The sequence below is a fragment of the Streptomyces sp. NPDC029169 genome, assembly GCF_055563935.1.
Genome location: NZ_JBVHXA010000018.1, coordinates 1 through 25,966 on the forward strand (window position 1 = coordinate 1; position 25,966 = coordinate 25,966).

The window sequence follows — 25,966 nt, forward strand, 5'->3', positions numbered from 1 at the left end:
TTCTTGCCTTCCCGTCCCCTCCCTTCTTTTCCTCTCCCCCCCCCCCCCCCCCCCCACCCGCCCAACCCCCCCCCCCCACCCCCCCCCTCCCCCCCCCCCCCCCCCCCCCCCCCCCCCCCTTCGCTTGTCCTAGAGTGCATGGCATGCCGGTAGGCCCCGGGTCCAGACCCGACCTCTGTCTCCGGCCCCGCGGAGTCCTCCGTGGGGCCGCTTTGACGTTGCTCTTCGCCGGAGTGCTCGCCACCGCCGCGGCCACCGGAGCCCTTCCCCGGCAGGAGCCGGAGGCCAAGGCCGCACAGGCGACTCCCGCCCGCACCACCGTCGACCCCGCCGACCTCTCCCGCGCCGCCGCCGAGGCGATGGCCGACGGCAAGTCCGGCAAGCAGGCCGCCGAGGAGTTCGTCAGCCGCAGCGGCGACCGCTGGGGCGCGGTCTACGACCCGGCGGAGTACGAGGAGTTCGCGCAGGCCCTCGACGGCTCGTACACCGGCGTCGGACTCTCCGCGCGCAAGGCGGGCGCGGGCCGCATCGAGATCAGCCGCGTCCAGGCCGGCGGACCGGCCGCCCGCGCCGGACTGCGCGCCGGCGACCGTCTCGTCACCGTCGACGGGCGCGAGGTCGGCGCCCTCTCCGTCTCCGAGGTCGTCTCGCTGCTGCGCGGCGACGGCGCCGCCCAGGCCGGCTCCACCGTGGCCCTCGGCGTCGAGCGCGGCCGCTCGGCCTGGACCCAGACCCTGACCCGGGCCCGGCTCGCCACCGACGACGTCACCGTGCGACGGCTCGACGACGGAACGGTACTGATCAAGGTGACCGCGTTCACCAAGGGCGCGGGCGAGCGGGTACGGGACGCGGTACGGCACGCGCCGGCCGGCGCCGGGGTCCTCCTGGACCTGCGGGGCAACGCAGGCGGCCTGGTCGCCGAGGCCACGGTCGCCGCCTCCGCCTTCCTCGACGGCGGTCTGGTCGCCACGTACGACGTCGACGGCGAGCAGCGGGCCCTGTACGCGCAGAACGGCGGGGACACCGAGCGGCCCGTGGTGGCGCTGGTCGACGGGGGCACGATGAGCGCCGCCGAGCTGCTCACCGGCGCCCTGCAGGACCGTGGCCGGGCGGTCACCGTCGGCTCACGCACCTTCGGCAAGGGCTCGGTGCAGATGCCGAGCACGCTGCCCGACGGCTCAGTCGCCGAGCTGACCGTCGGCCACTACCGCACTCCCGCCGGGCACGGCGTCGACGGCCTGGGCATCACACCCGACCTCGTCGTCAGCGATACCACGGGCGAGCGGGCCGAGGAGCGGGCGAGAACGGTATTGAGTGGCCTCGGAGGGGGCTCGTAGTGCGAAAATGGCCGCACTATGGCAAAGGGACTCGTGAACGTGCAGGGCAAGCCTGCGAAGAAGAAGGACCAGGACAAGGGTCCTGAGCGCAAGATCATCGCGCAGAACAAGAAGGCGCGCCACGACTACCACATCATCGACACCTACGAGTGCGGTGTGGTGCTCATGGGCACCGAGGTGAAGTCGCTCCGGATGGGCCGGGCGTCGCTGGTCGACGGCTTCGTGCAGATCGACGGGCACGAGGCGTGGCTGCACAACATCCACGTCCCGGAGTACGCCCAGGGCAGCTGGACCAACCACTCGGCGAAGCGGAAGCGCAAGCTGCTGCTGCACCGGGAGGAGATCGACAAGCTGGAGGCGAAGTCCCAGGAGACGGGTCACACGATCGTGCCCCTCTCGCTGTACTTCCTGAAGGGCCGGGTCAAGGTCGAGATCGCGCTGGCCAAGGGCAAGAAGGAGTACGACAAGCGGCAGACGCTGCGGGAGAAGCAGGACACGCGGGAGACGAACCGCGCCATCGCGGCGGCCAAGCGGCGCCAGCGGGCCGCCTAGCCCCGAGCGGGCGGGAATACGCTGGCGACCGCAGGCGTTGGTCACGTAGGATGGGGCATGCACCCCACGGCGGGTGCGATTTTTGAAAAATCAACATGGGGATGATCGGTTTCGACAGCGGATGTCGAAGCAGGGGAAGCGTGTCGAGGAAGCGGCAATGATCTCGTAAACCATATGTCGCAACCAATAATCGCCAACTCCAAGAGCGATAACTCCCGCTTCGCCCTCGCTGCCTAATTTCTAGGTAACGAGTAGAAGCCTCTGTGAGGAGCGTCAGCCCGGGGATGGTCCCGACCCGGATCCTGGCGTCATTCAGGGATCTAAACCTCTAGCCCCGGTCACGGGGGCCTGAGGGAAATCAAACAGTGACTGAGCCCGTCGGAGACTTGTCCGCGTGATCTCCGGGGCTGAGAAACTCGTAGCGGACTGCACACGGAGAAGCCCTGGTTCTGCACCGTTGGACGCGGGTTCGATTCCCGCCATCTCCACCGAGCGTCCGAGGGGGGGTATGCCCCGCCCGGACACCTCATCCCATGTGGGCACAGGCCCGGCAGTCGTCACGACGACCGCCGGGCCTTTGTCATGCCGGGAGCTCAGACGTTGGCCTTGAAGACCTCGATCGTGCAGTGCGGCTTCTGTACGCCGCGCTTGATCCGTGCGTCAGCCGTGATCAGCGGCACTCCCAGCACTTCGGCCAGGGCCACGTAGGTGGCGTCATAGGCCGAGAGGTTGTCGGCGAGCCTGCAAACGCGGGCGGTCAGGGGCCGGGCATCGTGGCGCTCGATGCCGAGGGGTTCGTACGCCTTGAGGTGCCTGTCCAGGTTGCTTCTGCTGAGCTTGGGGGTGCCGCCCCGAGTGCCCTTGGCCAGGCCGAGGAGCGCGCTGAGGAACTCGGTGTCGAGGAGGTTGGGGGCGGCCAGGGAGTCTTCCTGGGCGACGCGATCGCGGATCTTGTGACCGGCCTCGCCGGTGTCGGTGAAGAAGGTCACCAGGGCGGAGCAGTCGATGACGATCAACGGCGACGCTCCCGGCCTGCGTCGATGATGTCGAGGAGTTCGTCATTGTCCAGTTCGACGCTGGCGTAGCGCTCGGCGCGGGCGGCCATCTCGGCGAGCGTCGGCTTTTCGGCTTCGCGGTTTATGAGGCTGAGGAGGTACGCCTGGAGTGACTGACCAGCCTGCGCGGCGCGGACCTTGAGGCGCTTGACCTGGTCTTCAGGTACGTCCCGGATGGTGAGTGCAGTCATGTCTGCACAGTATCAGCAATGCAGTCATTATGCAGATGTCGAACGGCCTGTCCCGGTCGCCGCGCACAGGGCGAGCGCCAGGGCGGCGGCGGCCGTCGGGATCAGGAAGGCGTACGTCGTCGTCGGGGCGTGTTCGGCCGACCAGCCGCCGGCGGCCGAGCCGGCCGCGATGCCGCCGAGGAGGGCGGTCACCGCGAGCGTCATGCCCTCGTTGAGCCGTCCGGCCGGGGTCAGGCGCTGGATCAGGCTCATGCCCGTGATCATCGTCGGGGCGGTCGCCATGCCCGCCACGAGCAGGCCGCCCGCGAGGGCGAGCAGCGAACCGGTCGACGCCCCGAGGAGCGGCAGCGTCATCAGCACGGTCATCGCCGCGAGACAGGTACGCAGCCGGGCCGTGCGCCCCGCGCGGCCGTAGAGGAGACCGGCCGCGCAGGAGCCCGCGGCCTGCAGAGCGAGGACCGGACCGGCGAGGGGGCCGTCGACATGGGCGAGGGTGACGACCTCCATCGCGCCGAAGACGGCGCCCGTGGCCAGGAAGACCCCGAGCAGTGGCGTCATGCCGGGGGCGCGCAGCAGGGAGCCGGGCGCGGTGGCGGAGCGGGGCGCCGCCGGGGGTTCGGTGGAGCGCTGGGCCGCGAAGATCAGGACGCCGGCGAGCAGCAGAACCGCGCCGATCAGGGTGCCGGCCTCCGGGAACAGCGCCGCACAGAGGACGGCAGCGAGCACCGGGCCGATCACGAAACAGAGCTCGTCGACGGCCTGCTCGAAGGCGTTGGCCGTGTGCAGGGCCACGGGGTCGCCCCGGTGGAGGTAGGCCCAGCGGGCGCGGGACATGCCTCCGGTGTTGGGCGTGGTGGCCGTCGCCGCGTACGCCGCGAAGAGGGTCCAGGCCGGTGCCTCGTGGTGGACGCACAGCAGCAGGGCGAGCGAGCCGAGCACGGCCGCGGCGGTCGCGGGGACCGCGATCCGGGCCTGCCCGTACCGGTCGACGAGCCGCGCCGTCCACGGTGCGACGAGGGCCGTGGCCGCGAGCCCGGTGGCGGTCACCGCGCCCGCCAGGGCGTACGAGCCGTACGATCCCGCGATCATGATCACCGCGCTGACGCTGAACATCCCCATGGGCAGCCGCGCGACGAGGTTCCCGAGGGTGAAGGCCCGGGTGCCCGGGGTGGCGAAGAGGCGGACGTAGGGGCCGGAGGGCTTGGTGGTGCGCGGTTCGCGGTAGCGGGGGGCGAGCGTCGGGCCCACGGGGGTCATCACGAGGTCGTGTTGCGGCATGGCAGAAGCCTCGTGGGGGTGGTGGCGAGCGGTCCAACACCTGCTCCATGGCCATTCACGCGCCCGCGTTGTTAAATGCGGGGTGGCCACTTCGTACGACATCGAACCGCGGCTCCTGCGGGCCTTCACCGCCGTCGCCGACGAACTGCACTTCACCCGCGCGGCCGCCCGCCTCTACCTCGCCCAGCAGGCGCTCAGCCGCGACATCCGGCGACTGGAGCGCGAGCTGGGCACGGAGCTGTTCGTACGGACCACCCGGCAGGTCTCCCTCACGGCGGACGGCGAGCGGCTCCTGCCGTACGCGCGACGCGTGCTGGTCGCCTGCGACGAACTCGCCGACGCCTTCCGCGCGTCCACCCGGCCGCTGCTCGTCGACCTCAACGGCGTGGGCTTCGCGCACGGCCGGGTCCTGGAGCGGGCGCGCGAGCTCGCCCCGGAACAGGAGCTGATGGCCCGCTACGAGAGCGGTCTCACCGGGGCCGCGGCGCAGATCCTCGCCGGCCGGCTCGATGTCTCCTTCGGGCGGTACGGGGGACTGGAACCGGCCACGCGGGCGCGGCTCGCCTCGCAGTTCGTACGGTACGAGCCGATGGCGGTGCTGCTGCCCGCGGACCACCCGCTGGCGGATCTGGACGCCGTCCCGCTGGCCGCGCTCGCCGGCGAGAGCGTCTACGCGGGCGCGGGCAACGACCGCACCCTCGAGTGGACCGGCCTGGCCGCCCGCCTCTTCGCGGGGCGGGGCATCGCGGTCGCGCCGCCGGCGCCGATGGTGGTCGGGAAGGAGGAGTTCCGCCGGATCATGGCCAAGCTCCGCATTCCGGCCCTCGGGGTCGTCGACTTCCCGCCGATACCGGGCAGCGTGCTGCGGCCCCTCGTCGACCCCGTGCCGCTCTCCCCGGTGAGCATGGTGTGGCGCAAGGGGCTCCGCCACCCCGGCCTGGACGCGCTGCGCGCGGCGGCGACGGAGATCGGCGAGCGGGAGGGCTGGCTGGAGCGCCCTGAGGGAGCCTGGCTCCCGGAGGGCGAGCCAGGTGTCCCGGCGGGCTGAGCCGGGGCCTGGCGGCCGGCTGAGCCCGGCTCCCTCGCCCCGGCGCTCACACCGGCCCCCCGCGCCGGGTGAGAGCAAGGTTCCGTACGTGTCACTTCCCGCCACCGGCCTGAAACGCCGCCCCCTTAGCGTCTCCGGCAGAGGTCCAGAGCATCTGGACGCTCAGGACCCGACACCGTGGAGGTACGTGATGGGCGGCCGATGGATCGAACGGTGGGAGCCGGAGGACGAGACCTTCTGGCGTGAGACAGGAGAGAAGATCGCCCGGCGCAATCTGCTCTTCTCCGTGCTCTCCGAGCACATCGGCTTCTCCATCTGGAGCCTGTGGTCGGTCATGGTCCTGTTCATGGGACCGCAGTACGGCATCGATCCGGCCGGGAAGTTCTTCCTGATCGCGACCGCCACCTTCGTCGGCGCGCTCATCCGGATCCCCTACACCTTCGCCGTCGCCCGGTTCGGCGGCCGGAACTGGACGATCTTCAGCGCGCTGCTGCTCCTCCTGCCGACCGGCGTCGCCTACGCGGTGATGGAGCCGGGCACCTCGTACAACACGTTCCTGCTGGTGGCCGTGCTCACCGGCGTCGGCGGCGGCAACTTCGCCTCCTCCATGACCAACATCAACGCCTTCTTCCCGCTCCGGAAGAAGGGCTGGGCGCTCGGCCTCAACGCGGGCGGCGGCAACATCGGCGTCCCCGTCGTCCAGCTCATCGGCCTGCTGGTCATCGGCACCGCAGGCGCCCTGCACCCGCGGATCGTCCTCGGCGTCTACATCCCGCTCATCATCGTCGCCGCCGTGTGCTCCGCGCTCTTCATGGACAACCTCGCCCCGGTGAAGAACGACACCGGCGCGGTCAAGGAAGCCGTGGCGGCCAAGCACACCTGGATCATGGCCTTCCTCTACATCGGCACCTTCGGCTCGTTCATCGGCTACAGCTTCGCCTTCGGGCTCGTCCTCCAGACCCAGTTCGGGCGCACCCCGCTCCAGGCCGCCTCGCTCACCTTCATCGGCCCGCTGCTCGGCTCGCTGATCCGGCCCGTCGGCGGCTCGCTCGCCGACAAGTACGGCGGCGCCCGCATCACCCTGTGGAACTTCGCCGGGATGGCCGTCGCGACCGGTGTCGTGATCTACGCCTCGGTCATCGAGTCGCTCGCCGTCTTCCTCGTCGGCTTCATCGCGCTCTTCGTCCTCACGGGGCTCGGCAACGGCTCCACGTACAAGATGATCCCGGCGATCTTCCTCTCCCAGGGCCACCGCAAGGGCCTGTCGGGCGAGGAGGCGGAGTCGTACGGCCGCAGGCTCTCCGGGGCCTCCATGGGCCTGATCGGGGCTGTGGGCGCGCTCGGCGGCCTCGGTATCAACCTGGCCTTCCGGCAGTCCTTCCAGACCGCGGGCACCGGCACCTCGGCCTTCGTCTCCTTCCTGCTCTTCTACGCGGCCTGCATGCTGGTGACCTGGGCGGTATACCTTCGCCGGCCGGCCGTCGTACCGGACACGGCCGAGGGCGCGGAGGGCGCGGAGGTCGCGGGGGAGAAGAAGCCTCAGCTCGGTTACGCCGAGGTGTGACCGGAAATGGTCCGTAACGGCCAGGAAATACCGGCGATCCGAGCCTGTCACGCTTCGGCGTCAGGCTCGGTCGTCATGAACGAGCAAGAGCAGGGGCCCCTCGCCGGGTTCACCGTCGGCGTCACCGCAGCACGGCGCGCGGACGAGCTGGGCGCGCTGCTGCGCCGCCGGGGCGCGGCCGTGGTCCACGGCCCGGCGCTGCGGATCGTGCCGCTCGCGGACGACACGGAGCTGCTCGCCGCGACGAAGGAACTCATCGACCACGCCCCGGACGTCGTCATCGCCACCACGGCGATCGGCTTCCGGGGCTGGGTCGAAGCGGCCGACGGCTGGGGCCACGGGGAGGCCCTCCTCGACTGCCTGCGGGGCGTGGAGCTCCTCGCCCGCGGTCCCAAGGTGAAGGGAGCGGTACGGGCGGCGGGGCTCACCGAGTCGTGGTCGCCGTCCTCGGAGTCCATGGCCGAGGTGCTCGACCGGCTGCTCGCCGAGGGGGTGAACGGGCGCCGGATCGCGCTCCAGCTGCACGGGGAGCCGCTGCCGGGGTTCGTGGAGGCGCTCAAGGCGGCGGGCGCGGAGGTCGTCGGCGTACCGGTCTACCGGTGGATGCCGCCCGAGGACATCGGCCCGCTCGACCGCCTCCTGGACGGGGCCCTGTCCGGCTCGCTCGACGCGGTGACGTTCACCAGCGCCCCGGCCGCCGCGTCCCTGCTGACCCGGGCGGAGGACCGGGGAGTCCTGACCGAACTGCTCGACGCGCTGCGGCACCGCGTGCTCGCGGTGTGCGTGGGGCCGGTGACGGCGCTGCCGCTCCAAGCGCACGGCATCGACACGCTCCAGCCGGAGCGGTTCCGGCTCGGGCCCCTGGTGCAGCTGCTCTGCCAGGAGCTGCCCTCCCGGGCCCGCGCCCTTCCGGTGGCCGGCCACCGCATCGAGATCCGCGGCCACGCGGTCCTGGTGGACGGCTCCCTGCGGCCGGTCCCGCCGGCCGGGATGGCGCTGCTCGCCACGCTGGCCCGGCGCCCGGGCTGGGTCGTCTCCCGGGCCGACCTGCTGCGCGCGCTGCCGGGCGCGGGCCGGGACGAGCACGCGGTGGAGACGGCGATGGCCCGTCTGCGGACGGCACTCGGCACGCCGAAGCTGATCCAGACGGTGGTCAAGCGGGGCTACCGGCTGGCGCTCGACCCGGTGGCCGACACGAAGTACGCGGACGCGTAGGGGGGCGGGTAGAGGCGCGGGACCGCTCCAGGCGCCTCCGGGGCGGGCCCTCGGGGAGCGGGTCCGCTCCCGGTCCCTCGCGGGCGGGGCCCTCGGGGGACGGGACCTCTCCCGTTCCCTCGCGAGGGCAGGCGCGGGGCCGCTCCAGGTCCCTCGCGGGTCGGGCCCCTCCCGGGTTGCCCACGCGGGCGTCTACCGTGGCGGCATGATCCGTATTCGGCCCGCCACCGCCGCCGACGCCGCCGCCCTCGCCGACGCGCTCCTGCGCAACCGGGAGCACATGCGGCCCTGGGAGCCGTACCGGAGTGAGGCGTACTACACGGCCGCGGGGCAGGCCGTGCGGCTCGGGGACGGGGGGCGGCGCTGGGTCGCCGTGGACGGTGAGGCGGTCGTCGCCATGGCCACGCTCTCCGGAATCGCCCTCGGGCCCTTCCGCAGCGCCTCCCTCGGCTACTGGGTCGACGCCCGGTACACCGGGCAGGGCCTCGCCACCCGGCTCGTCGAGGAGGTCTGCCGGGCCGCCCGCGAGGAGCTCGGGCTGCACCGGATCGAGACCGGCACCGTCCTCACCAACCACGCCTCCCAACGCGTCCTCGCCAAGTGCGGGTTCGAGCGGATCGGCACCGCGCCCCGCTACCTGCACATCGACGGCGAATGGCGCGACCACGACCTCTTCCAGCGGATCCTGCACGACGACCCGCCGCCGCACACCCCCTAGCCGGAGCGGGCGTTCGGGAGCACTCTGATGGCATGACCGTACGGTTCGACTCCGGGCGGATCTGCCTGGACCTGGCCGCCCAGCCGCTCGACCACGCCCAAGCGCTGGACTGCTTCCTGCGCAGCACCGGACTCGTCCCGGCCGTCACGCCGCTCCGCGCGCTCGACGCCGCCTGGGTCGTACGCTTCCGCGAACTGCGCGACTGCGTGGGCGAACTGGTGCACGCTCAGCTCGACGGCCGGCGCGCCGGACCCGCCCTGGAGCGGCTCAACGCCCTCGCCGCCGCATCCGCGCCACCCGCGCCCCGCGCCGTACGCACGGAGACGGGCGGGCTCGTACGGGCGTTGGGCGACGAGCCCGACTGCCGCGCGCTGCTCGCCGCCGTCGCCCGGGACGCCGTCGACCTGCTCACCGATCCCACCGCCCGCGCCCTGCTGCGCCGTTGCGAGGGCGACGACTGCCGCCGCTGCTACCTCGACACCTCGCGCGGGCGCCGCCGCCGCTGGTGCTCCAGCGAGGCGTGCGGAAACCGGGAGCGCGTTGCCCGGCATCGGGCAGCCCGGCGCGCGCGGGCCGCCGTCTGAGGAATCCCGGAAAAACCTCGCGCGCCGTTGAGTCGGACGCGCCCCCGCTCCGTACCTCTCCACGTCAACAGGGTCTCGACCGGGAGGTTCAGGGTGCGCAAGGATGCGGCCGTGGCCGATGAACGTCCGCACCGGGCCCGGCATCGCAGCGAGGTGTCCCGCCATCGACCCGACGTCCCCGACGAGGAGTTGATGCGTGCTCTCTACCGCGAACATGCCGGGCCCCTGCTGGCGTACGTACTGCGCCTCGTCGCCGGCGACCGCCAGCGGGCCGAGGACGTCGTGCAGGAGACGCTCATCCGTGCCTGGAAGAACGCCGGTCAGCTCAACCGGGCGACCGGCTCCGTCCGACCTTGGCTGGTGACGGTCGCCCGGCGCATCGTCATCGACGGCCACCGAAGCCGGCAGGCCCGGCCGCAGGAGGTCGATCCGGCACCGCTCGAGGTCCTGCCCGCGGAGGACGAGATCGACAAGGCGCTGTGGCTGATGACGCTCTCTGACGCGCTCGACGATTTGACCCCCGCCCACCGGGAAGTGTTGGTCGAGACCTACTTCAAGGGGCGTACGGTCAACGAGGCGGCCGAGACCCTCGGCATACCCGCCGGGACCGTGCGTTCCCGGGTGTTTTACGCACTGCGTTCCATGAAACTCGCGCTGGAGGAGAGGGGGGTATCGGCATGACACCGCCGCACGACGCTGCGGGTGCGTATGTACTCGGCATCCTGGACGACGTCGACGCCGCCGCCTTCGAGGCGCACCTCGTGGACTGTGACCTCTGCGCCGCGCACGTGGAGGAGTTCGCCGGGATGGAGCCGATGCTCGCCATGCTGGCGGACGCCGACGCCCCGGCCGCTCCCCGCCCGGCCGGGCTCGATCCGTACGCCACCGATCCGTCCGCCACCGATCCGTCCGCCACCGATCCGTACGCCACCGGTCCGTCCGCCACCGATCCGTACGCGGACGAGGCCTTCGACGCCTTCGCGCCGCGGCCGCCCGCCCCGCCCGGCCCGCGCCGCGCCCCGGGCGATTCCGTCGCCCTCCGCGCCGTGGGCAGCGCGCCCGGGCCGGAGCTGCTCGACCGGCTCATCGACGAGGTGGGCGCCAAGCGCGCCGCCCGGCGCCGCCGCACGTTCGCCCTCGTCGCGGCCGCCGCCGTCCTCGTCATCGGCGGTCCCGCCGTCGCCGTCGTCGCCACCTCCGGCGGCGAGAAGGAGAACCGGGCGGTCGAACCCCACCCCACCAGCCCGGCCGAGGACGCCTTCTTCCACCACATGGACGAGAAGATCCAGGCCACCGACCCGACGACCAAGATCAGCGCCACGGTCGGCATGGAGAAGAAGGGCTGGGGCACCCACACCGTCCTGGAGCTCAAGAACGTCAAGGGCCCCCTCAAGTGCCGGCTCGTCGCCGTCTCCAAGAGCGGCGAGGAGGAGACCGTGACCTCCTGGGCCGTGCCGCAGTGGGGGTACGGCATCCCCGGCGCCACGACGGAGAACGCCAAGAACCCGCTGTACGTCCACGGCGGCGCGGCCATGGACCGGGCCGACATCGACCACTTCGAGGTCCGGACCTTCGACGGCGAACGCCTCGTGGAGGTCGAGGCCTGACATTTTGCCCCCTTGTGGCGTACGCTCGACGGCTGCCCAGTGCACGTCAGAAGGGGGCCTCAGTGGCCGCGCAGGAAGCCGTGGAGGCCATGGTCGCCATGGACGCCACCGACACGGTCCGGGACCGTGAGATCGGTGTCGAGCAGGAACATCTGGACCGGGTCTACCACCGCCTCGAGGAGAAGATCCACGAGGCGGAGTTCCTGATGAACGACGCCGCCAAACGCGGCCAGGTCGGCACCCCCGGCGCGCTCGCGGAGCGGGACGCCCAGGTGTTCCGGGCCGGTGTGCACCTCAACCGGCTCAACAACGAGTTCGAGGACTTCCTCTTCGGCCGCATCGACCTGCTGTACGGCAAGGACGGCAAGAAGGGCCCCGACGGCGCGTACACCTCCGTCGAGCCCGCCGAGGACGCCGTACGGCCGGACAACACGGCCGAGATCGGCGAGACCCTCCACATCGGCCGGATCGGCGTCCTCGACTCCGACTACGCGCCGCTCGTCATCGACTGGCGCGCGCCCGCCGCCGCGCCCTTCTACCGCTCCACGCCGGTCGACCCCGGCCGCGTGGTGCGCCGCCGGGTCATCCGCTCCAAGGGCCGCAAGGTCCTCGGCGTCGAGGACGACCTGATGCGCCCCGAGCTGACGGCGACCCTCGACGGGCGCGAGCTGCCGGTGATCGGCGACGGCGCCCTGATGGCCGCGCTCGGCCAGGCTCGCAGCCACACCATGCGCGACATCGTGTCCAGCATCCAGGCCGAGCAGGACCTGGTCATCCGCGCGCCCGCCGCCTCCATCACGTACGTCGAGGGCGGCCCGGGCACCGGAAAGACGGCGGTCGCCCTGCACCGGGCGGCCTACCTGCTCTACCAGGACCGGCGCCGGTACGCGGGCGGCATCCTGATCGTCTCCCCGACGCCGCTGCTCGTCTCGTACACCGAGGGCGTGCTGCCCTCGCTGGGCGAGGAGGGACAGGTCGCCATCCGCGCCCTCGGCTCGCTCGTGGACGGCGTGGAGGCCACCACGTACGACGAACCGGCCGTCGCCCGGATCAAGGGCTCCTCCCGCATGCTCGCCGTCCTGCGCAAGGCGGCCCGGGGGGCCCTGGAGACGCCGGCGCCGGGCGGCTCCGGCCGCAGTGGGCGTGGGCGCGGGAACGCCGACGGGGCGCAGCTCGCCTTCGGCGACGCCGACGCGCACGAGCCCGGCACGGCCCGAGCCGACGGCTCGCCCGCCCCCGTCGGCACCCCCACCCGCCTCCGGGTCGTCGCCTTCGGGCGCCGCCTCGAACTGGAGGCGGAGGAGCTCCAGCGCATCCGGCACAACGTCCTCGGCGGCTCCGCGCCCGTCAACCTGCTGCGCCCGCGCGCCCGCAGGCTGCTGCTCGACGCCCTCTACGCCAAGTCGGGCGCCGCCGGCCGGCACAGCGACCCCGAGCTCGCCGCCGAGCTGCGCTCCTCCTTCGACGAGGACGTCTCCACCGAGGACTCGTTCCTCGCCTTCCTCGACGCCTGGTGGCCCGAGCTCACCCCGCGCCAGGTCCTCGAGGCGATGGCCGACGAGAGGCGCCTCGGCCGCTGGGCCCGGCGCGTCCTCAACCCGGGCGAGGTCCGGCGGCTCGCGCGCTCGCTGCGCCGCGACGGCCTCTCCGTCCACGACGTGGCCCTCCTCGACGAGCTGAACACCCTCCTGGGCGCCCCGGTCAGGCCGCGCAAGAAGCGGGAGTACGACCCGCTGGACCAGCTGACGGGCCTGGAGGAGCTGATGCCCGTACGGGAGGAGACGCAGCGCGAGCGGGCCGAACGGCTCGCGGCGGAGCGCACCGAGTACGCGCACGTCATCGTCGACGAGGCCCAGGACCTGACGCCGATGCAGTGGCGGATGGTCGGGCGGCGCGGCCGGACCGCGACCTGGACGGTCGTCGGCGACCCGGCGCAGTCCTCCTGGTCGACCCCGGACGAGGCCGCCGAGGCCCGCGACGAGGCGCTCGGCAGCCGCCCGCGCCGCCGCTTCGAGCTGACCGTGAACTACCGCAACCCCGCCGAGATCGCCGAGCTGGCCGCCAAGGTGCTCGCCCTCGCCATGCCCGGCAAGGAGTCGCCGCGCGCCGTCCGGTCGACCGGTGTGGAGCCCCGGTTCGTGGCGGTGCCCGGCAAGGCCGATCTGGCCGGAACCGTACGGGCGGAGGCGCTCCGGCTGCTCGAACGGGTGGACGGCACGGTGGGTGTCGTGGTCGCCATGAACCGCCGCGAGCAGGCCGCCGAGTGGCTGGCCGGTCTCGGCGACCGGGTGGTGGCGCTGGGCTCCCTGGAGGCCAAGGGCCTGGAGTACGACGCCACGGTGGTCGTCTCGCCCGCGGAGATCGCGGACGAGTCACCGGCGGGCCTGCGGGTGCTGTACGTGGCGCTGACCCGGGCCACCCAGCAGCTGACGGTGATCTCGGGCGCCCGTGACGTACCGGACGAGGCGGGGGTCCCGGACCTGCTCAGGGACTGACTGCCCGGGGCCGCCCGGGGCCGCTCCCGGGGCTGATTTCCGGTCAACATGCGTCGCAGGAATCACTTACCAGGGTGGTTTGTTAGCCTGTCTATGGCACCGGCTCGATCCAAGCCCCCGGGCCCAACCTTCGTCCCTTAGAGGGACCACTTGCCGCGAGGCGAGCATGGCGGGTCGGTGCCGCCTTGTACGTACATACAGAAGAGGTCCGTGTCACCCCCGGGTGATCACGGGCCTCTTCTGTTTCCCCAGGGCCTCTCGTATGGTGGAAACTACTTTCCGAAAACAAAATGACCGCATTACCTGCTACCCGCTGGTAGGTGCGACGATCGGAGGGCGCCGCCGGGCAACCAGCCGGGCCGGCGTAGCAAAGAAGCCAGGGAAAGCAGAGGAACTCGGTCATGGCAACGGCGCCCAGCGTCTCGTACTCGATGACGGTCCGGCTGGAGGTTCCCGCAAGCGGAACCGCGGTCTCCCAGCTCACCACGGCGGTGGAGTCCCACGGCGGTTCCGTCACCGGCCTCGACGTGACCGCCTCCGGCCACGAGAAGCTCCGGATCGACGTCACCATCGCCGCGAGCTCGACCGCGCACGCCGACGAGATCGTCGAGCAGCTGCGCACCATCGAGGGTGTCGTCCTCGGCAAGGTCTCCGACCGTACGTTCCTGATGCACCTCGGCGGCAAGATCGAGATGGCGTCCAAGCACCCCATCCGCAACCGTGACGACCTCTCCATGATCTACACCCCGGGCGTGGCCCGGGTGTGCATGGCGATCGCCGAGAACCCCGAGGACGCCCGCCGCCTCACCATCAAGCGCAACACCGTCGCAGTCGTGACGGACGGCTCCGCCGTCCTCGGCCTCGGCAACATCGGCCCGATGGCCGCGATGCCGGTCATGGAGGGCAAGGCGGCCCTCTTCAAGCGCTTCGCCGACATCGATGCCTGGCCGATCTGCCTGGACACCCAGGACACCGACGAGATCGTCGCGATCGTCAAGGCGATCGCCCCCGGCTTCGCGGGCATCAACCTCGAGGACATCTCCGCCCCCCGCTGCTTCGAGATCGAGGCCCGGCTGCGCGAGGCCCTCGACATCCCCGTCTTCCACGACGACCAGCACGGCACCGCGATCGTCGTCCTCGCGGCCCTCACCAACGCCCTGCGCGTGGTGGGCAAGGGCATCGGGGACGTACGGGTCGTCATGTCCGGCGCGGGCGCGGCCGGTACGGCGATCCTGAAGCTGCTCATCGCGGCCGGCGTCAAGCACGCCGTCGTCGCCGACATCCACGGTGTGGTGCACGCGGGCCGCGAGGACCTGGTCGAGGCCGCGCCGGGGACCCCGCTGCGCTGGATCGCCGACAACACCAACCCCGAGGGCGTCACCGGCACCCTCAAGCAGGCCGTCGTCGGCGCGGACGTGTTCATCGGCGTCTCGGCCCCCAACCTGCTCGGCGCGGACGACGTCGCCGCCATGGCGAAGGACTCCATCGTGTTCGCGCTCGCGAATCCGGACCCCGAGGTCGACCCGGCGATCGCCCGTCAGACGGCGGCCGTCGTGGCCACCGGCCGCTCGGACTTCCCCAACCAGATCAACAACGTGCTGGTCTTCCCGGGCGTCTTCCGCGGCCTGCTGGACGCTCAGTCCCGCACCGTCAACACGGAGATGATGCTGGCGGCCGCCACGGCGCTCGCCGACGTGGTCACCGACGACGAGCTGAACCCGAACTACATCATCCCGTCGGTCTTCAACGACAAGGTCGCGGGCGCGGTGGCCGGCGCCGTCCGCACGGCGGCGAAGGCGGCCGGCGCGGGTGTCGACAACGGGACGAACGGGCTCTGACGGAGCCTCGGAGGGGCGGCGTGGGGCTCTGAGCGACCCCACGCCCGCCGCACGTCCGGCCCCATGCCCGCCGCACGTCCGCCGCACGAACGGCGCGTCGCGGGTCGCCGTGCCGTAAACCCGCCTTTAGGGTGGCGCTTCGGCTCCAAAGAGTTTCGGCGGAGTCGACGGAACGTCACCACGCCAGTGCCTGTGGCGCTTTTCGTGTGACCCCAGAGGGTGCCGGATTGGCGTTCCCGCCGCTGGTGGGGGCAGGATGCCTATTCGGGCGCGAGGGTCTGTCAGCAGACCCGGGTCCGGGGACTGTCCGAGGGCCCTGGCAGCATCGGCTTCGATCTCACGCCTCACAGGCAAGAAGAACACGGGAGTAACAACATGAACCGCAGTGAGCTGGTGGCCGCCCTGGCCGACCGCGCCGAGGTGACCCGCAAGGACGCCGACGCCGTGCTGGCCGCTCTCGCCGAGACGGTCGGCGAGGTCGTCGCCAAGGGCGACGAGAAGGTCACCATCCCCGGCTTCCTGACCTTCGAGCGCACCCACCGTGCCGCTCGCACCGCTCGTAACCCGCAGACCGGCGACCCGATCAACATCCCGGCCGGTTACAGCGTGAAGGTCTCCGCGGGCTCGAAGCTCAAGGAAGCCGCCAAGGGCAAGTAAGGCGCCGAGGGCCTGGAAACGGGCCTGAAGCGACGAAAGGGCGGCCACCCTGTCAGGGGGTGGCCGCCCTTCTGTTTGCCCGTGTGCGCGCGCTACACGAGCGCGCGCCGCCGGTGCGGGGCTACACGAGCGCGCTGCCCGGGAGCTCGACCTTCGCGCCCAGCTCGACGAGCTTCTCCATGAAGTTCTCGTAGCCGCGGTTGATCAGGTCGATGCCGTGGACCCGGGACGTGCCCTGGGCCGCGAGCGCCGCGATCAGGTACGAGAAGCCGCCGCGGAGGTCCGGGATGACCAGGTCGGCGCCCTGGAGCTTCGTCGGGCCCGACACGACCGCCGAGTGCAGGAAGTTGCGCTGGCCGAAGCGGCAGTCCGAGCCGCCCAGGCACTCGCGGTACAGCTGGATGTGCGCGCCCATCTGGTTCAGCGCGGAGGTGAAGCCGAGCCGCGACTCGTACACCGTCTCGTGGACGATGGAGAGCCCCGCGGCCTGCGTCAGGGCCACCACCAGCGGCTGCTGCCAGTCGGTCTGGAAACCGGGGTGCACGTCCGTCTCCAGGTGGATCGCGTTGAGCGCGCCGCCCGGGTGCCAGAAGCGGATGCCCTCGTCGTCGATCTCGAAGGCGCCACCCACCTTCCGGTACGTGTTGAGGAAGGTCATCATCGACCGCTGCTGCGCGCCGCGTACGTAGATGTTGCCCTCGGTCGCCAGCGCCGCGGACGCCCAGGAGGCCGCCTCCAGACGGTCCGGGAGCGCGCGGTGCGTGTAGCCGTCGAGCTTGTCGACACCGGTGATCCGGATGGTCCGGTCGGTGTCCATGGAGATGATCGCGCCCATCTTCTGCAGTACGCAGATCAGGTCCTCGATCTCCGGCTCCACGGCCGCGTTGGACAGCTCGGTGACACCCTCCGCCAGGACGGCGGTCAGCAGCACCTGCTCGGTCGAGCCGACCGAGGGGTACGGCAGCCGGATCTTCGTACCGCGCAGCCGCTGCGGGGCCTCCAGGTACTGGCCGTCGTCCCGCTTCTCGATCGTCGCGCCGAACTGCCGCAGCACGTCGAAGTGGAAGTCGATCGGCCGGCCGCCGATGTCGCAGCCGCCCAGGCCCGGGATGAAGGCGTGGCCGAGGCGGTGCAGCAGCGGGCCGCAGAAGAGGATCGGGATGCGCGAGGAACCGGCGTGGGCATCGATGTCGGCCACGTTGGCGGACTCGACGTGCGTCGGGTCGAGGACCAGCTCGCCCGGCTCCTCGCCCGGGCGGACCGTCACCCCGTGCAGCTGGAGGAGTCCGCGGACCACACGGACGTCACGGATGTCGGGCACATTGCGCAGCCGGCTCGGCCCGCTGCCGAGGAGAGCGGCGACCATCGCCTTGGGCACGAGGTTCTTCGCGCCGCGGACACGGATCTCGCCCTCCAGCGGGGTTCCGCCGTGGACAAGCAGTACATCGTCTGTGCCGGTCATGAATCTCGCGTTCCGGAGAGGGTCGGGCAGGGGCCAGGGAAAAGGGTAAGGGTCGTTGGCCCCCCGCTTGGAAGCCCGAGGGGCCTTCACAGATGTAATGAATTCGGCACAACACCCTCTGTTCATACGATCTTGCGGAGCGTCACCGTCCGTTTGTGACCGTGAGGGGCTGCCGCGGCCGCTCTGAACTGCGCCGCTCGCCCGTCCGTGCCGACTCCGCTTCTTCGGCCCCCGCGAAGGGCGAAGATGCGGGATCATGTGTCGCATGACCGAGGTGTCCTCGCTCACAGGACGGCTGCTCGTTGCCACCCCCGCCCTGGCCGACCCCAACTTCGACCGCGCGGTGGTGCTCCTCCTCGACCACGACGACGAGGGCTCCCTCGGCGTGGTCCTCAACCGGCCCACGCCCGTCACGGTCGGTGACATCCTCGAGCCCTGGGCCGATCTCGCGGGCGAGCCCGGGGTGGTCTTCCAGGGCGGCCCGGTCTCCCTGGACGCGGCGCTCGGCGTGGCGGTGATCCCCGGCGACGAGGGCCCGCTGGGCTGGCGGCGGGTGTACGGCGCGATCGGCCTGGTCGACCTGGAGACCCCGCCCGAGCTGCTCGGCCCCGCGCTCGGCTCGCTCCGGATCTTCGCCGGCTACGCGGGCTGGGGCCCGGGCCAGCTGGAGTCGGAGCTCGGCGACGGCGCCTGGTACGTGGTCGAGTCCGAACCCGGAGACGTGTCCTCTCCCCGCCCAGAGACCCTGTGGCGCGAGGTCCTGCGCCGCCAGCGGAGCGACCTCGCGATGGTCGCGACGTACCCGGACGACCCTTCGCTCAACTGACCCCTCCGGTCTTCGTTACCCTTGGGTCCCATGAGCACTCTCGAGCCCGAGCGCGGGGCAGGTACGGGAACCCTCGTGGAGCCGACGCCGCAGGTGTCCCACGGTGACGGTGACCACGAGCGCTACGCCCACTACGTCCAGAAGGACAAGATCATGGCGAGCGCCCTCGACGGCACTCCCGTGGTCGCACTGTGCGGGAAGGTCTGGGTTCCGGGGCGCGACCCCAAGAAGTACCCGGTCTGCCCGATGTGCAAGGAGATCTACGACTCCATGGGCTCCGGCGGCGGAGACAAGGACAAGGGCGGCAAGGACAAGTAGCGGCTCCTTGACGTCGGGGACGGCCTCTGGTGTGCGTACTTCGGTACGCGTGCCGGGGGCCGTTCTCGCGTAGCTTTCCCCGCAGGCGGCGCACGGGGCACTGGTGGCAACGGCGCAGATCCGTAAGGAAAGCTGAGGCCAGAGCAGTTGACTGACGTCATGTCCGACAAGGACCTCATCCCGGCGCCCTCGACGGTCGAGGGGCCGTACCGTTGCGCCTTCCGCCTCGACGGTCGTACGTCCCTCACGGCCGGGCCCGGCACCGAGTCCGCCGAGCGCTGGCTGCGCGCCACGCTCGGTGCCGCCTTCGGTCTGCCGCTGCCGCCCGCTCCGGAGGGCACGCCCGGGGCCAGGTCCAACAATGTGACCCTGCGCATCGACGCGACCCTGGGCCCCGAGGCGTACCGGCTCACCGTGCCTGACGACACCAGGGCGGAGATCGTGGGCGGCGATCCGGCCGGGGTCTTCTGGGGCGCCCAGACGCTGCGTCAGCTGCTCGGTCCCGACGCTTTCCGGAAGGCGCCCCGGGACGGCGCGCTCGCGATCGTGACCGCCCAAGTCGTCACCGACGCCCCCCGCTTCCGCTGGCGCGGGCTCATGCTCGACGTGGCGCGGCACTTCGTGCCCAAGGACGACGTCCTGCGCTGTCTCGACCTCCTCGCCGCGCACAAGCTCAACGTCTTCCACTTCCACCTCACCGACGACCAGGGCTGGCGCGTCGAGATCAAGCGCCACCCGCGGCTCACCGAGGTCGGCGCCTGGCGGGCCCGTACCAAGTGGGGGCACCGGGCCTCGCCGTTGTGGAACGAGACGCCGCACGGCGGGTTCTACACCCAGGACGACATCCGCGAGATCGTCGCGTACGCCGCCGAGCGGCACATCACCGTCGTCCCCGAGATCGACATCCCGGGCCACTCGCAGGCCGCCATCGCCGCGTACCCCGAACTCGGCAACACCGACGTCGTCGACACGACCGCCCTCACCGTCTGGGACACCTGGGGCGTCAACCCGAACGTCCTCGCCCCCACCGACGCCACCCTCCGTTTCTACGAGGGCGTGTTCGAGGAGGTCCTGGACCTCTTCCCCTCCACCTTCGTCCACGTCGGCGGCGACGAGTGCCCCAAGGACCAGTGGAAGAAGTCCCCGACGGCCCAGGCCCGCATCAAGGAGCTGGGGCTCGCCGGCGAGGACGAGCTCCAGGCCTGGTTCATCCGCCACTTCGACCGCTGGCTCGCCGACCGGGGCCGCCGCCTCATCGGCTGGGACGAGATCCTGGAGGGCGGCCTCGCGGAAGGCGCCGCCGTCTCCTCCTGGCGGGGGTACGCGGGCGGGATCGCCGCCGCCGAGGCCGGGCACGACGTCGTCATGTGCCCCGAGCAGCAGGTGTATCTGGACCACCGTCAGGCGTCGGGCGAAGACGAGCCGATGCCCATCGGCTACGTACGGACCCTGGAGGACGTCTACCGCTTCGAGCCCGTCCCGCCGGGCCTCGGCACCGAGGCCGCCGCCCACGTCCTGGGCACCCAGGCCAACGTCTGGACCGAGGTCATGGAGAACCGCTCCCGCGTCGACTACCAGGTCTTTCCGCGCCTCGCCGCCTTCGCCGAGGTCGCCTGGTCCGCCCTGCCCGCGCCCGAGGAGCGGGACTTCGCCGGTTTCGAGCGCCGCATGGCCGCCCACTACCGGCGCCTCGACGCCCTCGGCGTCGACTACCGGCCGCCCGCCGGACCACGGCCCTGGCAACAGCGCCCAGGGGTCCTGGGCAGGCCCCTCGAGGGAGCGCCCCCGATCGTGTGAGGCAGGTCGCGCCCCACGTCACCCAAGAGCGGCAAAACGGAAGTTACCGACCCCGGTGGGGCTTCCTGGACGGAACCGTCCTTCGCGGACCCTCGCGTCGGACGGCCCGGAAGATGTGCCAGAGTTGCCACGTCCGGGCTGTGAGCACGTACGGTACGGCCACACAGGCGCGACAGCCGGGGACGAGTCTGGTACGAGTCGGGGACCGCCGGGGACACCGGGAAGGGGCAGCGGGTTGACCACGCACGCACCACAGACGGCGCAGTCCGTCACGCTGCCCGCCTCGCTCGACGAGGCCGTGGCGGCACTCACCGCCATGCCCGCCGCGGTACCGGTCGCGGGCGGTACGGACCTCATGGCCGCCGTCAACAAGGGCCAGCTCAGGCCCGCCGGACTCGTCGGCCTCGGCCGGATCAACGAGCTCCGCGGCTGGCAGTACCAGGACGGTCACGCCCTCCTCGGCGCCGGCCTCACCCACGCCCGGATGGGCCGCCCCGACTTCGCGGCCCTCATCCCCGCCCTCGCCGCCTCCGCGCGCGCCGCGGGACCGCCCCAGATCCGCAACGCGGGCACCCTCGGCGGCAACATCGTCACCGCCGCCCCCACGGGCGACTCCCTGCCCGTCCTGGCGGCCCTGGAGGCCGACCTGGTCGTCATGGGCCCGCTCGGCACACGCGAGATCCCCGTCTCCCACCTGCTGGCGGGCCGCGACCTGCTGGCGCCCGGCGAGCTGGTCGCGTTCGTCCGCGTACCCCTCCTGCACGCCCCCCAGGTCTTCCTCAAGGCCACCGGCCGCACCGGTCCGGCCCGCGCCACCGCCTCCGTCGCGGTCGTCCTCGACCCGGCCAGACGCGGGGTGCGCTGTGCGGTCGGGGCCATCGCGCCGATGCCGCTGCGGCCGCTGGAGGCCGAGCACTGGATCGCGTCGCTGGTCGACTGGGACGGCGACCGGGGTCTCGCGCCGGAGGCGCTGACGGCGTTCGGCGAGTACGTGGCGGCGGCCTGCATCCCGGACCCGCCGGGCGACGAGCAGCTGCCACCGGCCGTACTGCACCTGCGGCGCACGGTCGCCGCGCTGGCTCGACGGGCACTGGGGAGGGCGCTGTCGTGAGCAACGGACACCACGACCAGGGGCAGGGGAGCGGCTGGGAGCCGATCCCGCAGAGCGAGGGGTACGACGGCGACGCCACGGCCTTCGTGCACCTGCCGCCGGAGTTCATGCTCGACGGCGTCCCGCTGGAGGCGCCGGGCCACGGCTACGTACCGCCGATGATCACGCCGCTGACGCCGCTCACCCCCGCCGCGGGGACGGACCCGGCGGCGACGGGGCAGTGGGTGGTGCAGGTACCGACGGCGGCGGACGTGACGCCCGTGGAGCCGCAGGCCGCGGAGGCGCCGGAGCCGCTGGGCGACCCGGACCCGCACGCGACGGGCCAGTGGACGTTCACGGACGCGTCGGCACCCGATCCGAGCGTTTCGCACGATCTGCACGATCTGCACGATCCGCATGCGACCGGCCAGTGGGACTTCACCGGGGCGGCCGAGCCGTCCGACTCCGCGTCGACCGGTCAGTGGAAGATCCCGGTGGTGGCGGAGGGCTCGGATTCGTCGGACGAGTCGGGCGAGTTCACGGCGTCGATGCTGGCGCAGTACGCGAGCAGCGCACCGGCGACCCTGCCGGGGGGCGCGCCGGCGCCGTGGGCGGTCCAGGAGCCGGCGGAGCCGGCCGCGGACGTGGCGGACGGGCCGGGGGAGCAGCCCGGGGAGGCCGCTCCTGAGGCGGTCCCTGGGATCCCCGAGGCCCATGAGGCCCATGAGTTCCCTGAGGCCCCCGAGGCCGGTGAACTCCCCGAGGTGGCCGAAGCGGCTGACGTGGCCGAGGCGGCCCCGGCCCCAGCCGTCTCCACGGGCAGCAGCGCGGACAGCGACGAGCACCCGCACATCTCGTACGCCCTGCGTGTGAACGGTGTCGACCGTCCCGTGACGGACTCCTGGATCGGCGAGTCGCTGCTCTACGTCCTGCGCGAGCGGCTCGGCCTGGCCGGCGCCAAGGACGGCTGCTCGCAGGGCGAGTGCGGCGCGTGCAACGTCCAGGTCGACGGCCGGCTCGTCGCCTCCTGCCTGGTGCCCGCGGCGACGGCGGCCGGCAGTGAGGTGCGTACGGTCGAGGGCCTGGCGACGGACGGCGAACCGTCGGACGTCCAGCGCGCCCTCGCCCGCTGCGGCGCCGTCCAGTGCGGCTTCTGCGTACCGGGGATGGCCATGACCGTGCACGACCTGCTGGAGGGGAACCACGCTCCGACCGAGCTGGAGACCCGCCAGGCCCTCTGCGGCAACCTGTGCCGGTGCTCGGGCTACCGTGGCGTGCTCGACGCCGTACGGGAGGTCGTCGCCGAACGCGAGGCGCACGCGGCCGTGGCCGCGGACCAGGCCGCCGAAGCGCGCATCCCGCACCAGATTCCGCACCCGCACGACGGAGGCATGGCGTGAGCAGCGACGCGACCACCGCCACCCCCGCCCCCACGGCGCTCGACACCCTGGAACCGGAGCCGGCCGCCCACGGCCTGGGCACCTCCCTCCCGTCGGCGGACGCGCGGGCCAAGACCGAGGGCACGTTCCCGTACGCCTCCGACCTGTGGGCCGAGGGCCTGCTGTGGGCGGCGATCCTGCGCTCGCCGCACCCGCACGCCCGGATCGTGTCGATCGACACGACGGCCGCGGCCGAGATGGCCGGCGTACGGGCCGTGGTGACCCATGCCGACGTGCCGGGGGAGGCGACGTACGGCAGGGCTGTCGCCGACCGTCCGGTCTTCGCGGCCGAGCTGGTCCGCCACCACGGCGAGGCGATCGCGGCCGTGGCCGCGGACCACCCGGACACGGCCCGGCTCGCGGCGGCGGCGATCGCCGTCGAGTACGAGGTCATGGAGCCGGTCACGGACCCGGAGAAGGCGTTCGCGGCCGAGGCGCTGCACCCGGACGGGAACCTGATCCGCCACATCCCGCTGCGCTTCGGCGACGCGGAGGCGACGGGCGAGGTGGTGGTCGAGGGCCTGTACCGGATCGGCCGCCAGGACCCGGCGCCTATCGGAGCGGAGGCCGGGCTCGCCGTGCCGCGCCCCGACGGCGGGGTCGAGATCTACACGGCCTCCACCGACCCGCACACCGACCGTGACCTGGCGGCGGCCTGCTTCGGCCTCTCGGCGGACCAGGTCAAGGTGGTCGTGACGGGCGTCCCGGGCGCGACGGGCGACCGTGAGGACCCGGGCTTCCAGATCCCGCTGGGCCTGCTCGCGCTGCGTACCGGCTGCCCGGTCAAGCTCACCGCCACGCGCGAGGAGTCGTTCCTCGGCCACGCGCACCGCCACCCGACGCTGCTGCGCTACCGCCACCACGCGGACGCGGAGGGCCGGTTGGTGAAGGTGGAGGCGCAGATCCTGCTCGACGCCGGTGCCTACGCGGACGCGTCCTCGGAGTCCCTGGCGGCCGCGGTGTCGTTCGCCTGCGGCCCGTACGTCGTTCCGCACGCCTTCATCGAGGGCTGGGCGGTCCGTACGAACAACCCGCCGTCCGGCCATGTGCGGGGCGAGGGCGCGATGCAGGTGTGCGCGGCGTACGAGGCGCAGATGGACAAGCTGGCCGCCCGTCTCGGAGTGGACCCGGCGGAGCTGCGCCTGCGCAACGTGCTCGCGACGGGCGACATCCTGCCGACGGGCCAGACGGTCACGTGCCCGGCTCCGGTGGCCGAACTCCTCTCCGCCGTAAGGGACTTCCCCCTCCCTTCCCTGCCGATGGACACCCCGGAGGACGACTGGCTGCTCCCGGGCGGCCCGGAGGGCGCGGGCGAACCGGGCGCGGTGCGCCGGGGCGTCGGCTACGCGGTGGGCATGGTCCACATGCTCGGCGCGGAGGGCGCGGACGAGGTCTCGACGGCGACGGTGAAGGTCCAGGACGGGGTCGCGACGGTCATCTGCTCGGCGGTGGACACGGGTTCGGGCTTCTCGACCCTCGCCCGCCAGATCGTGCAGGAGACGCTGGGCCTTGAGGAGGTCCACGTCGCCTCGGTGGACACGGACCAGCCGCCGGCGGGCCCGGCGACGCACGGCCGCCATACGTGGGTGTCGGGCGGGGCGGTGGAGCGGGCGGCCAAGATGGTACGGACGCAGCTCCTGCAGCCGCTGGCCCACAAGTTCGGCATGTCGACGGAGCTGCTCCAGATCACGGACGGCAAGATCACGTCGTACGACGGCGTCCTGTCGACCACGGTCACGGAGGCGATGGACGGCAAGGAACTCTGGGCCACGGCCCAGTGCCGCCCCCACCCGACGGAGCCCCTGGACGAGTCGGGCCAGGGCGACGCCTTCGTGGGCCTCGCGTTCTGCGCGATCCGCGCGGTGGTGGACGTGGACATCGAACTGGGCTCGGTCCGCGTGGTGGAGATGGCCGTCGCCCAGGACGTCGGCCGCGTCCTCAACCCGGCCCAGCTGGCCACCCGTATCGAGGCCGGCGTCACCCAGGGCGTCGGCGCGGCCCTCACGGAGAACCTCCGCACGGCCCGCGGCGTCATCCGCCACCCGGACCTGACGGGCTACGCCCTTCCGACGTCCCTGGACGCCCCGGACATTCGCATCGTGAAACTCGTCGAGGAACGCGACGTGGTGGCCCCCTTCGGCGCGAAGGCCGCCAGCGCGGTCCCGGTCGTCACCTCCCCGGCAGCGGTCGCCTCAGCAGTCCGCGCAGCCACAGGCCGCCCGATCAACCGCCTCCCGATCCGCCCGCAGGCGGCGGTGGCTTCCGTCGACGTGTAGATCGTCAACTTGCCGCCGATGCGCTGAGCTTGGTGTTTGCAGATAGCTCTTGCCAATACGTGAATCGCTTCACTAGGTTCGCCGCAGTGTGCCCGTCCGACGGTACGCACGGGGGAGGAACCTTCATGGCGTGGGACGAGTGGGAGCAGAGCAAGAGAGCTGCCGCCGAGCAACAGTCGACCAGGATGCAACTCAATCAGGTGCCTGCGGATCCGGGTGGCTCCGGACCTGGCGATCTCGTCGTGAACCAGGACGACTTGGGCGCCGTTGGGCATGAGGCGTTCATTCTGCACGGGGAGCTGAGCAAGGGGGCGGACCTCGCGGGGACGGGGGCGGGCAAAGACGGTGTTGGGTCGACGGCGCAGGCGGCCTCGGAGCTCTCGAACAACAACTTCGCGCTGGGACCGGCACTCACGACAGCCCTCACCATGTGGGACACCTCCCTGAAGACCCTGCTGCAGGCCTGCGCGCACATCTCCAACCACCTCGACTACAGCAAGGCGCTGCACGCGAACGACGACGCCGAGATCGCGGCTTCGCTGCGGCATCGGGACGGCAGCGCGGAGTCCTGGTCGAAGATCAACGAGTACTTCAAGTAGGCGCGACGAACAGGGGAACG

General features: G+C 72.1%; 23 protein-coding genes and 1 other RNA gene. 20 read left to right on the top strand and 4 right to left on the bottom strand.

The window, feature by feature from the left end; genetic code table 11:
- Positions 1 to 143 precede the first annotated feature (143 nt).
- The 3 genes from ACZ4VI_RS28065 (at position 144) to ssrA (ending at position 2,380) form a co-directional block, all read left to right on the top strand.
- The gene (locus ACZ4VI_RS28065; protein WP_468003640.1) at positions 144 to 1,337 is read left to right on the top strand and encodes a S41 family peptidase; all 1,194 of its coding nucleotides are present in this window, start codon (positions 144 to 146) and stop codon (positions 1,335 to 1,337) included.
- Between the two features lie 18 nt (positions 1,338 to 1,355).
- Positions 1,356 to 1,889 carry an SsrA-binding protein SmpB gene (gene smpB / locus ACZ4VI_RS28070; protein ID WP_468003642.1) on the top strand — a complete coding sequence of 178 codons (534 nt, stop codon included), beginning with the start codon at positions 1,356 to 1,358 and terminating at the stop codon, positions 1,887 to 1,889.
- A gap of 97 nt (positions 1,890 to 1,986) precedes the next feature.
- Positions 1,987 to 2,380, top strand: a transfer-messenger RNA (tmRNA) gene (ssrA, locus tag ACZ4VI_RS28075).
- Between the two features lie 102 nt (positions 2,381 to 2,482).
- Here the strand turns inward: ssrA and ACZ4VI_RS28080 are convergent.
- The 3 genes from ACZ4VI_RS28080 to ACZ4VI_RS28090 are packed head-to-tail and all read right to left on the bottom strand — an operon-like array spanning position 2,483 to position 4,392.
- The gene (locus ACZ4VI_RS28080; protein WP_468003643.1) at positions 2,483 to 2,905 is read right to left on the bottom strand and encodes a type II toxin-antitoxin system VapC family toxin; all 423 of its coding nucleotides are present in this window, start codon (positions 2,903 to 2,905) and stop codon (positions 2,483 to 2,485) included.
- Entirely contained in the window at positions 2,902 to 3,135 is a 234-nt protein-coding gene (locus ACZ4VI_RS28085) for a FitA-like ribbon-helix-helix domain-containing protein (protein ID WP_468003645.1), read from the bottom strand. The genes ACZ4VI_RS28080 and ACZ4VI_RS28085 overlap by 4 nt, the downstream gene beginning before the upstream one ends.
- A 27-nt stretch (positions 3,136 to 3,162) precedes the next feature.
- Complete coding sequence (locus ACZ4VI_RS28090) at positions 3,163 to 4,392, bottom strand: MFS transporter (protein ID WP_468003940.1); 1,230 nt, start codon at positions 4,390 to 4,392, stop codon at positions 3,163 to 3,165.
- A 103-nt stretch (positions 4,393 to 4,495) separates the two neighbouring features.
- On the opposite strand from ACZ4VI_RS28090, the gene ACZ4VI_RS28095 reads away from it, so the two are divergent.
- From ACZ4VI_RS28095 to ACZ4VI_RS28140, 10 genes are all read left to right on the top strand, one after another.
- A complete protein-coding gene (locus ACZ4VI_RS28095) occupies positions 4,496 to 5,461 on the top strand; it encodes a LysR family transcriptional regulator (RefSeq protein WP_468003647.1) in 966 nt (321 codons plus the stop codon).
- Positions 5,462 to 5,651: 190 nt separating this feature from the next.
- A complete protein-coding gene (locus ACZ4VI_RS28100) occupies positions 5,652 to 7,025 on the top strand; it encodes a nitrate/nitrite transporter (RefSeq protein WP_468003649.1) in 1,374 nt (457 codons plus the stop codon).
- A gap of 75 nt (positions 7,026 to 7,100) precedes the next feature.
- A complete protein-coding gene (locus ACZ4VI_RS28105; protein WP_468003651.1) occupies positions 7,101 to 8,240 on the top strand; it encodes a uroporphyrinogen-III synthase in 1,140 nt (379 codons plus the stop codon).
- Positions 8,241 to 8,445: 205 nt separating this feature from the next.
- A complete protein-coding gene (locus tag ACZ4VI_RS28110; RefSeq protein ID WP_468003653.1) occupies positions 8,446 to 8,958 on the top strand; it encodes a GNAT family N-acetyltransferase in 513 nt (170 codons plus the stop codon).
- 32 nt (positions 8,959 to 8,990) lie between these two features.
- Complete coding sequence (locus ACZ4VI_RS28115) at positions 8,991 to 9,542, top strand: CGNR zinc finger domain-containing protein (RefSeq protein ID WP_468003655.1); 552 nt, start codon at positions 8,991 to 8,993, stop codon at positions 9,540 to 9,542.
- A 93-nt stretch (positions 9,543 to 9,635) separates the two neighbouring features.
- Complete coding sequence (locus ACZ4VI_RS28120; RefSeq protein ID WP_468003657.1) at positions 9,636 to 10,223, top strand: sigma-70 family RNA polymerase sigma factor; 588 nt, start codon at positions 9,636 to 9,638, stop codon at positions 10,221 to 10,223.
- Positions 10,220 to 11,149: an anti-sigma factor family protein gene (locus ACZ4VI_RS28125; RefSeq protein ID WP_468003659.1), complete on the top strand. Its 930-nt coding sequence runs from the start codon at positions 10,220 to 10,222 to the stop codon at positions 11,147 to 11,149. Before ACZ4VI_RS28120 ends, ACZ4VI_RS28125 begins: the two co-directional genes overlap by 4 nt.
- 89 nt (positions 11,150 to 11,238) lie before the next feature.
- Positions 11,239 to 13,644, top strand: coding sequence for a HelD family protein (locus ACZ4VI_RS28130; RefSeq protein WP_468003941.1), 2,406 nt, complete (start codon positions 11,239 to 11,241; stop codon positions 13,642 to 13,644).
- 401 nt (positions 13,645 to 14,045) lie between these two features.
- Positions 14,046 to 15,482 carry an NAD-dependent malic enzyme gene (locus tag ACZ4VI_RS28135; protein WP_468003661.1) on the top strand — a complete coding sequence of 479 codons (1,437 nt, stop codon included), beginning with the start codon at positions 14,046 to 14,048 and terminating at the stop codon, positions 15,480 to 15,482.
- A gap of 375 nt (positions 15,483 to 15,857) precedes the next feature.
- The gene (locus tag ACZ4VI_RS28140) at positions 15,858 to 16,139 is read left to right on the top strand and encodes an HU family DNA-binding protein (RefSeq protein WP_017237029.1); all 282 of its coding nucleotides are present in this window, start codon (positions 15,858 to 15,860) and stop codon (positions 16,137 to 16,139) included.
- 121 nt (positions 16,140 to 16,260) lie between these two features.
- Here ACZ4VI_RS28140 and murA read toward each other — a convergent pair whose 3' ends face one another.
- Positions 16,261 to 17,601: a UDP-N-acetylglucosamine 1-carboxyvinyltransferase gene (murA, locus tag ACZ4VI_RS28145; RefSeq protein WP_468003663.1), complete on the bottom strand. Its 1,341-nt coding sequence runs from the start codon at positions 17,599 to 17,601 to the stop codon at positions 16,261 to 16,263.
- 265 nt (positions 17,602 to 17,866) lie between these two features.
- Between murA and ACZ4VI_RS28150 the strand changes: the two genes are divergently transcribed.
- From ACZ4VI_RS28150 to ACZ4VI_RS28180, 7 genes are all read left to right on the top strand, one after another.
- Positions 17,867 to 18,427 carry a YqgE/AlgH family protein gene (locus tag ACZ4VI_RS28150; RefSeq protein ID WP_468003665.1) on the top strand — a complete coding sequence of 187 codons (561 nt, stop codon included), beginning with the start codon at positions 17,867 to 17,869 and terminating at the stop codon, positions 18,425 to 18,427.
- Positions 18,428 to 18,457: 30 nt separating this feature from the next.
- A complete protein-coding gene (locus tag ACZ4VI_RS28155; protein ID WP_137989065.1) occupies positions 18,458 to 18,745 on the top strand; it encodes a DUF3039 domain-containing protein in 288 nt (95 codons plus the stop codon).
- Between the two features lie 159 nt (positions 18,746 to 18,904).
- Positions 18,905 to 20,542, top strand: a complete 1,638-nt coding sequence (locus tag ACZ4VI_RS28160) for a beta-N-acetylhexosaminidase (RefSeq protein WP_468003667.1) — start codon at positions 18,905 to 18,907, stop codon at positions 20,540 to 20,542.
- Positions 20,543 to 20,777: 235 nt separating this feature from the next.
- Entirely contained in the window at positions 20,778 to 21,653 is an 876-nt protein-coding gene (locus ACZ4VI_RS28165; RefSeq protein ID WP_468003669.1) for an FAD binding domain-containing protein, read from the top strand.
- On the top strand, positions 21,650 to 23,032 hold the full coding sequence (locus ACZ4VI_RS28170) for a (2Fe-2S)-binding protein (RefSeq protein WP_468003671.1): 1,383 nt from the start codon (positions 21,650 to 21,652) through the stop codon (positions 23,030 to 23,032). Before ACZ4VI_RS28165 ends, ACZ4VI_RS28170 begins: the two co-directional genes overlap by 4 nt.
- Positions 23,029 to 25,347 carry a xanthine dehydrogenase family protein molybdopterin-binding subunit gene (locus ACZ4VI_RS28175; RefSeq protein ID WP_468003673.1) on the top strand — a complete coding sequence of 773 codons (2,319 nt, stop codon included), beginning with the start codon at positions 23,029 to 23,031 and terminating at the stop codon, positions 25,345 to 25,347. The genes ACZ4VI_RS28170 and ACZ4VI_RS28175 overlap by 4 nt, the downstream gene beginning before the upstream one ends.
- 242 nt (positions 25,348 to 25,589) lie before the next feature.
- On the top strand, positions 25,590 to 25,946 hold the full coding sequence (locus ACZ4VI_RS28180) for a hypothetical protein (protein WP_468003675.1): 357 nt from the start codon (positions 25,590 to 25,592) through the stop codon (positions 25,944 to 25,946).
- Positions 25,947 to 25,966 lie beyond the last annotated feature (20 nt).

Coding starts and splice junctions, on each gene's coding strand:
- ACZ4VI_RS28065 (WP_468003640.1), top strand. CDS start 144: ATGCCGGTAGGCCCCGGGTCCAGACCCGACCTCTGTCTCCGGCCCCGC.
- smpB (WP_468003642.1), top strand. CDS start 1,356: ATGGCAAAGGGACTCGTGAACGTGCAGGGCAAGCCTGCGAAGAAGAAG.
- ACZ4VI_RS28085 (WP_468003645.1), bottom strand. CDS start 3,135: ATGACTGCACTCACCATCCGGGACGTACCTGAAGACCAGGTCAAGCGC.
- ACZ4VI_RS28090 (WP_468003940.1), bottom strand. CDS start 4,392: ATGACCCCCGTGGGCCCGACGCTCGCCCCCCGCTACCGCGAACCGCGC.
- ACZ4VI_RS28100 (WP_468003649.1), top strand. CDS start 5,652: ATGGGCGGCCGATGGATCGAACGGTGGGAGCCGGAGGACGAGACCTTC.
- ACZ4VI_RS28105 (WP_468003651.1), top strand. CDS start 7,101: ATGAACGAGCAAGAGCAGGGGCCCCTCGCCGGGTTCACCGTCGGCGTC.
- ACZ4VI_RS28110 (WP_468003653.1), top strand. CDS start 8,446: ATGATCCGTATTCGGCCCGCCACCGCCGCCGACGCCGCCGCCCTCGCC.
- ACZ4VI_RS28115 (WP_468003655.1), top strand. CDS start 8,991: ATGACCGTACGGTTCGACTCCGGGCGGATCTGCCTGGACCTGGCCGCC.
- ACZ4VI_RS28125 (WP_468003659.1), top strand. CDS start 10,220: ATGACACCGCCGCACGACGCTGCGGGTGCGTATGTACTCGGCATCCTG.
- ACZ4VI_RS28130 (WP_468003941.1), top strand. CDS start 11,239: ATGGTCGCCATGGACGCCACCGACACGGTCCGGGACCGTGAGATCGGT.
- ACZ4VI_RS28135 (WP_468003661.1), top strand. CDS start 14,046: ATGGCAACGGCGCCCAGCGTCTCGTACTCGATGACGGTCCGGCTGGAG.
- ACZ4VI_RS28140 (WP_017237029.1), top strand. CDS start 15,858: ATGAACCGCAGTGAGCTGGTGGCCGCCCTGGCCGACCGCGCCGAGGTG.
- murA (WP_468003663.1), bottom strand. CDS start 17,601: ATGACCGGCACAGACGATGTACTGCTTGTCCACGGCGGAACCCCGCTG.
- ACZ4VI_RS28150 (WP_468003665.1), top strand. CDS start 17,867: ATGACCGAGGTGTCCTCGCTCACAGGACGGCTGCTCGTTGCCACCCCC.
- ACZ4VI_RS28155 (WP_137989065.1), top strand. CDS start 18,458: ATGAGCACTCTCGAGCCCGAGCGCGGGGCAGGTACGGGAACCCTCGTG.
- ACZ4VI_RS28160 (WP_468003667.1), top strand. CDS start 18,905: ATGTCCGACAAGGACCTCATCCCGGCGCCCTCGACGGTCGAGGGGCCG.